This window comes from Candidatus Stygibacter australis (genome assembly GCA_030765845.1).
GTDB lineage: Bacteria > Cloacimonadota > Cloacimonadia > Cloacimonadales > TCS61 > Stygibacter > Stygibacter australis.
Map to the genome: position 1 here is coordinate 1 of JAVCDJ010000258.1, position 5049 is coordinate 5049.

Annotated in this window: 4 protein-coding genes; 1 reads left to right on the forward strand and 3 read right to left on the reverse strand. The window is 38.3% G+C overall.

Translation table 11 applies throughout. The features are described 5' to 3' along the window. The 3 genes from purF to der all read right to left on the reverse strand — a co-directional run. Window positions 1-1155 (reverse strand): amidophosphoribosyltransferase (purF, locus tag RAO94_12920; GenBank protein MDP8323243.1); only part of this gene is annotated, 1155 nt, incomplete at its 3' end. 7 nt (window positions 1156-1162) lie between these two features. Next, window positions 1163-1786 carry a glycerol-3-phosphate 1-O-acyltransferase PlsY gene (plsY, locus tag RAO94_12925; GenBank protein ID MDP8323244.1) on the reverse strand — a complete coding sequence of 208 codons (624 nt, stop codon included), beginning with the start codon at window positions 1784-1786 and terminating at the stop codon, window positions 1163-1165. Continuing rightward, complete coding sequence (gene der / locus RAO94_12930; GenBank protein ID MDP8323245.1) at window positions 1783-3126, reverse strand: ribosome biogenesis GTPase Der; 1344 nt, start codon at window positions 3124-3126, stop codon at window positions 1783-1785. Before der ends, plsY begins: the two co-directional genes overlap by 4 nt. A gap of 659 nt (window positions 3127-3785) precedes the next feature. Between der and RAO94_12935 the strand changes: the two genes are divergently transcribed. After that, window positions 3786-5049, forward strand: a 1264-nt coding sequence (locus RAO94_12935) for a hypothetical protein (GenBank protein MDP8323246.1), incomplete at its 3' end; no start/stop codon positions are given.

The following is a 5049-nucleotide window of genomic DNA, read 5'->3' on the forward strand; positions in this document are numbered from 1 at the left end:
AGAACCGATTCTGAGATGAACTTCCTTAGCCCCCTTTTTCCTCACTAATTTCACTATTTTACGTAAAGTAGTGCCACGCACTATTGAGTCATCCACCAGTACTACAATTTTGTCTTGAAAGAAATTGGGGAGAGGGTTAAATTTCTGATATACACTCTCATCTCTGATCGTCTGATCCGGCTTGATAAATGTCCTGCCCACATAATGATTTCTGATCAAACCCATCTCATAAGGTATCTGCTTCCGTTCGGCATAGCCCAAAGCAATAAAATTCGCAGAATCCGGCACTGGCACTACTGCATCAGGTTTTATCTTATCATTATCTGCCAATTCACTTCCTATCCTTTTTCGCACTTCATACACGTTTTGACCGAACTCATAACTATCGGGTCGTGAGAAATATATATGCTCAAAAATGCAATGATGATCATTCGTACCTGATCTATATTCTCTGGCATCGTTTTCATACACTTCCATTCCTTTATCACTGATCCTTATAATTTCTGCCGGCTTCACTTCCCGTTTCCATTCCACGCCCAGCAGGTCAAGTGAACAGCTTTCACTTGCTGCCACATATGAGCCATCAGTAAGTTTTGCAATACTAAGTGGTCTGATCCCGTTAGGATCCCGGAATATATACATTTCTTTCTGCATCATAAAAACTGTGGAATAAGCGCCTTTTATATCCTTCATCAAGTCCCTGATCGCTGCTGCTATTGTCTGCTTTTTATATACCAGTTTATTTACTATATAACGAATAAGAAGTTCTCCATCATTATAGCTGTGAAAAAATACTCCTTCATCTTCCAGATATTTCCTGATGGAATTATAATTGGTTATATCACCATTACTGGCTAATGAAAATACAGGACCATAAAGGGTTTCCACTAAATGCGGCTGTGAATTATATTCATTGGAGCTGCCACAGGTGGGATAGCGAACATGCCCTATAGCTATCTCGCCCGGCAGATCTTCCAGAACTTCTGGCGTAAATACATCTTTTACCAGTCCCATCCGTTTATGAAGTTTGATATATGACCCATTGGAGACTGCCAGTCCGCAACTCTCCTGCCCTCGATGCTGTTCTGCAAATAATGCCAGGGTTGCCAGATCCGCAGCCTTTTTATTCCCAAATACTCCTACAATTCCGCACATAATATCATTATTCCTTTTTCTTAAAAGATAACTTATTCTCTGTCCCAGACAATAATCTTGATATATTAGCTCTGTGTCTGATAATTATAAAGCCTGCCACCAGGATGACCACGCCTAAATAATACCATTCTCCAAAGCTGTTTCTAATATTTTCTATCAGTATATAAATAAATAAAAATAAAGCTGCTGTGATAGATCCCAGTGAGACATATTTGCTTACAGTCACCACAATAACAAACACAAGCAGGGTCAACAGGCAGGGTAAAGGTAAAAGGTTTATAAACACTCCTGCTGAAGTAGCTACGCCTTTTCCACCCTTAAATCCTAAGAACAAAGTGAAAATATGACCAGTAATTGCCACAAGTGCAATTATCACATAATATCCTTCAAATACACCTGGCATCAAAATTCTGGCTAATTGAACTGCCACAAACCCTTTTCCCATATCAAGCAATAGGGTTATCACACCTATTTTGGTGCCAAGAACTCGCAAGGCATTAGTGGCTCCCACATTTCCGCTGCCGTGCTGGCGGATATCTATCCCCTGTAATTTGCCGAATATATAACTGAAAGGGATACTGCCTAATAGATAGGCTGCAACAATTGAGATTATGAAATTTATCCAGTTCATTTTTCCTGAGGCTCCTCTTCACCTTTTCTGCCTCTGAAATGCGTTCTGAATGATACCCCTTCCAGAGGAAACCTTTCCCGTAATTGATTATATAGATACCGGCTGTAATGTTTGGTTATCAGTTTGGGATTATTGCAAAAGAACACAAATGTCGGGGGATTCATCTCTGTCTGAGTGCAATAATAGATCTTTGAGTGTTTCCCTGATGAATGAGAAGGAGGAAAGTTTGCAAGGACATCTGCTAAAAATTTATTTAATTGCGCAGTGGGAATTCTTTTCTTACTGGTATTCTTGATTTCCACTACTTTTTTTAACACGCCACTCACTCTCTGACCTGTGAGAGCCGAAATAAATACTATTGGAGCATAATTAATAAAGGGTAATTGATTTCTGATAGTTTTAATAAATTCTCCCGTAGTCTTATTATCCTTTTTAACAAGATCCCATTTATTCACAAGTATCAATATATCACGATGATGACGGGCGGCAAATGATGCTATCTTTTGATCCTGGGTGGCTACTTCTCGCTCTGCATCAAGCATCAATATCACCATATTACTTTGATGTATTGCCTCTATAGTACGCATTGAACTAAAATATTCCACGCCATACTTTACCTTGACCTTTTTGCGTAATCCTGCTGTATCTATAATAGTTATCTCTTCTCCAAAATATGTTACTTTCATATCAATACTGTCACGTGTGGTTCCTGGTATTTCTGTTACTATATTGATATCAGATCCATGCAATTTATTAACAAGAGATGATTTACCTACATTAGGTCTGCCTACGATCGCTATCTTGATCTTGTCACTGTCATAACTAAGATCAGCATCTTTTACTGGATTTACCAAAGCGATCACTTCATCTAAAAGGTTACCGCAATTGCGACCTTGCACCGCTGCTATGGGAAAGGCTTCGCCCAGTCCTAATTGCAGAAATTCATAGAGATCAAAGGCATCTTTCTCAGAATCAACTTTGTTTACTACCAGAAGTACTCTATCTCTTACTGGACTAAGCAAAGATGCTATTTCAGAATCAAAATCAGTTGTACCCGTCTTGGCATCGACCATAAAAAGGATCACATCTGCCTCAGATATGGCTACTTCTGCCTGATTACGGATTGCCTGATTCATTGTATCTTCTGTTCGAGGAATAATACCACCTGTATCTACCAGCGTGAAATATATCCCGCTCCATTCTGCATCCTGATATTTCCTGTCTCGAGTGATGCCTTCTTCAAAATCCACAATCGCACTTCGCTTACGGCAGATGCGATTAAAAAGTGTCGATTTACCCACATTTGGGCGACCAACAATAGCTACAATACTTTTTCTCATATTATTATCTTTTTCCGTTACCTTTATATTACTATATTTTCAATAAATCCTTTACTACCAATCACTTTCATTAAAATACATAAATTTTTACTTTCCACGTAATGTCAAATTTATTAAATATGATAATTATCAGCCAACTTTTCCGAATAAATTCTCTGAGAGATTTATCATCCCATGACAGGGGCAGAAGCATTTTTAGGCTAATAATTAAACTCTATTTCTGAGGCAAATAATTCTATATATAAAGCAAAAATATCCTCTCTTAAAGTTTACGGATTGAAGTTTTCAATTTCATCAACAGAGATTGGAATATCCAGGTTTATCTGATAGATTGAATGTTAATGTAATTGCCCTTCCAGTTCTCAATTCGTTGAGACATTCTCGAGGGCAAAATAATATCTTTCTCGAAGCTTGATTAACACATCTTTTTTACGAGAAGAAACTTTGCCTAAATGATTTTAATTTCGGTAATATAAAAAACTTAATACCGCTGAAATAGAAAGCTTTATAAGGCTTATATGATCTATAGGACTTATATGATCTATAGGACTTATATGTCCTATAGGAAATTAAATATTTGACAATAAATCTTTTCGGTAATAAATTAACATTCATAGTAATAATGAATAATAACAATGTTTAGAAAGTTGGAGGATTTGATGAAAAGGACATTCTGGTTTATTTTGTTTATACTCTTAGTATGTAGTTCAATCTGGTCTTGGAACGAAGACGTATTGCTGGCATCAAGTCATTACAAAGATTGGGAAGCGGGTGCTCTTGGGATTGGGGCAGTGTATTCCTGCTGGCAGGAATCAGTAGATTCCAGTTATGTGATCAAAATTCAGGGAATGGACTTATCAGGTGAAGATATCTGGGATGAACCGGCAGAGATATCTCAAAATGCTCTCCGCACAGATTATTATCAGATCATTTGTGGAGAAGACGGAGCGGTATTTATCAGCTGGTGCAGCTATCAGCAGGAGTGGACACCCGAGTGTATATATATTCAGAAAATCAATGACAATGGAGAATTATTGTGGGAAGAACCAGGCACCATGATGTATTATAATACGACAAATTACACCCTGGAAAGTGACCGTATGGGAGGTGTATATTTGATAGAAAATAATACTAACTCAGTAAGGGCTTGGCATTTAGACAGTGATGGAGCTACTGTGGCAGGATGGGAATATGGAATAGAATTAGGAACCAGTTACTGGGTTGATTATGAAATAACAGAAGCTGGTGATATTGCAATTCTAAGAAATCCCTTAGACAGGGAGCCTGGGATGTATTTCCAAATACTGCAGGGTGATGGCAGTTATTACTATGCCGGAAATGGTATCTGGTGTTTTGATAGTAACGAGGAAGGGGCAGAGCTGGAAATTAGACCATCTGGAGGTTATCTCTTTGCTGCGGTTTTTGAGGGGAGTGTGTATGGAAACGTAATGTTGAGCGATGAAGAATTTCTATATGAAGAAGCTGTTATCCTGGGAGAAGAGGGAGAGGGTGCCCTTCTGCCAGATATGAAATTTCAGGGGGGAAGCTGCAATTTAACCTTTACTAATTGGCAGGAACATGAAATTGATATCTGGCAATACAATGAGGATTTAGAGTTTCAATACAGTAACCCGGGACTATATTTTGATCGTAATATAGATAATATTCAATACAAGCCAAACGGAAATGTACTTATTATTGAGGGCTATAATGATGATCTGGTCATCAGGGAATATAATTCAGTGGGGAATCTGATTAGTCCAGAAGATGGCTGGTTCGCAAGTTATTATGGCTTGGATTACATTGGTGGAAATGATGCTGGCGATTGTTATCTGATGCGGGAATTATATTCCTCTGCCAGCGAGAAAAATATCAGATGTCAGGGATTGAATATTGAGAGCGAACCGATATTTGAGGGGGACG

Excerpts from the sequence above, each read along its gene's own strand:
- plsY (MDP8323244.1), bottom strand. The coding sequence starts at position 1,786 with ATGAACTGGATAAATTTCATAATCTCAATTGTTGCAGCCTATCTATTA.
- der (MDP8323245.1), bottom strand. The coding sequence starts at position 3,126 with ATGAGAAAAAGTATTGTAGCTATTGTTGGTCGCCCAAATGTGGGTAAA.